General features: G+C 38.4%; 3 protein-coding genes. All 3 read left to right on the top strand.

Going from position 1 to position 1,864, the window contains the following annotated elements; genetic code table 11:
* Positions 1-261: 261 nt before the first annotated feature.
* Positions 262-792, top strand: coding sequence for a GNAT family N-acetyltransferase (locus tag D908_RS00085; protein ID WP_005528092.1), 531 nt, complete (start codon positions 262-264; stop codon positions 790-792).
* 205 nt (positions 793-997) lie between these two features.
* Complete coding sequence (locus tag D908_RS00090) at positions 998-1,339, top strand: hypothetical protein (protein ID WP_005528090.1); 342 nt, start codon at positions 998-1,000, stop codon at positions 1,337-1,339.
* Positions 1,327-1,581 (top strand): hypothetical protein, encoded by a 255-nt coding sequence (locus D908_RS00095; RefSeq protein WP_005528087.1) that lies wholly within the window; start codon positions 1,327-1,329, stop codon positions 1,579-1,581. The genes D908_RS00090 and D908_RS00095 overlap by 13 nt, the downstream gene beginning before the upstream one ends.
* Positions 1,582-1,864 lie beyond the last annotated feature (283 nt).

Raw genomic sequence — 1,864 nt, 5'->3', positions numbered from 1 at the left:
CCTGAATATCAAAACTATGATTCATTTCGGTTTTCTAAGTTTTGGCTTTTGTTTCTGAATCAAAGTCGAGTTAATCTTGTTTCCAGAAAAACGTAACCCATTGAAGCTTAAGCATAACAAAGCGTTTAAGAGGGATTTGGCACGCGTGGCATTTTCGGTTTGCGTTGGGTTCAGTGATTAAGTCGCTGTGCGGTAGCTTTTGTAGTGCGTGCCTGCACCCCTTAACGCGGCGTTATAAGCCAGTGGAGAAAGCACCAAGTGATGGAAAGTAATCGACTGAAAATATTGCCTCCTTCATTCGAGCTACAACCTTTGATGTTGGCTGCAATTATCGAAAGTCAGAGTGAATTAAAACAGTTTTTGCCGTGGGTGCCGTACAGCATGACGCCTGAAGAGTCGATAAAGAATACTCAACAAGCTATTGTCAATTTTCAGAATTTTGCTGATGAACTGCGTTTTTCACTCATCGAAAAAGAATCAGGTCAATTTGTAGGTGCAATTGGTTTAATCATCCGTGATAAGGATATTCCATTTTTTGAAATTGGTTATTGGCTCAGAAGTTCTTTTGTAGGCTGTGGCTATATAACTGAAGCAGTAAAAGTATTGGAACGTTATGCGTTCGATGCTCTTGACGCTAAGCGAGTCGAAATCAAAGCGGCAGAGAGCAATTATAAAAGTCGTAGTGTTGCAGAGCGTTGTGGTTATATATACGAAGGTACGCATAAGAATGACCGTATACTTCCGAATGGTGAAATAAGCAGTACAGTGGTTTACGCGAAAACTGGCTTATAACAAACGCCTCAAGAGGGACTGTCAACGCGTGGCGTTTCCAGTCCCAATGAGCCGCGGTGGCTATGGTTGTTATGTTTGAGTTTGGTGTTATGCGTTGCCAGCCCCTTAGGCGGGCGTTATGCGATTTAATATGATTACTCAAAACATACATGTTGTTGTCTAGATTCGACAGTTACTATCAGTAAATAGAAGGACGTAAGTAATCATGAGTTTCTCCAAAATTAAGTATTTCCTTGTGGCTATTTTACTTTGTCTATATTCATTTCCTGCTGCTTATGCAATGGATGGAACTGTGATTGTTAAACAGCCGGAGTTAGAGAAAAAGTTGGGATGTAAAGAATTAGATGGAGAACCTTTGATTTGTCTATCCTCAATTACTTGGTATGAGAATCCTAAAGCATATATCTATGAGTTTGAAATTAAAACAAACTACAATAGTAGAGATGTTGATGGTTTGATAAATATAAACATAAGGCAAGTTTCATCTGTACTTAATCCACTTACGGCGAGTTTTTACGATGTTGAGCTTTATTGGTGGAAAAATTAAATCAAGAAAAATATTCTGCTAAAGATATAATGGTTGCATTTAAAGTTACTAATGTTGGTGATAAATATACGGCTTTTATATATCCACGGCTAATAAATGAGAAAATTGTGCTTTACTATGACTTCTTAGAAGGTGCGGTTGATGTATATAGTTTTTTAGTCAGTAAATGCGATAATGTAAAATTAGTTAACTCTGATATAAGAGTGGATGTATATAACAAGTTTTGTGTTTATACAAACTAAATAAATTCAAAGATGATATGTTTGGGAAAAATCGCATAACAAACGCCTCAAGAGGGACTGTCAACGCGTGGCTTTTCAGTCCCAATGAGCCGCTGTGGTTACGGTTGTTGTGATTGAGTTTAGTGGTAGTGCGTTGCCAGCCCCTTAGGCGGGCGTTATGCTTAATCCATAAAAATCAGTTGGTTGTGTTATCGATTTCTTTGGCATTTCGTTCAGGTTTTTTCGGCAATTCAATATTGTTTTTCGCTGCCTAATGAAGCGGCAATGTGTCTGGCGCTGTAAA

It is taken from the genome of Vibrio mimicus CAIM 602 (assembly GCF_000338875.1).
Lineage (GTDB): Bacteria > Pseudomonadota > Gammaproteobacteria > Enterobacterales > Vibrionaceae > Vibrio > Vibrio mimicus.
The sequence above is the reverse complement of the archived record's forward strand: the minus strand, read 5'-3'. Positions and strand labels throughout refer to the sequence as shown.

Coding starts and splice junctions, on each gene's coding strand:
- D908_RS00085 (WP_005528092.1), top strand. CDS start 262: ATGGAAAGTAATCGACTGAAAATATTGCCTCCTTCATTCGAGCTACAA.
- D908_RS00090 (WP_005528090.1), top strand. CDS start 998: ATGAGTTTCTCCAAAATTAAGTATTTCCTTGTGGCTATTTTACTTTGT.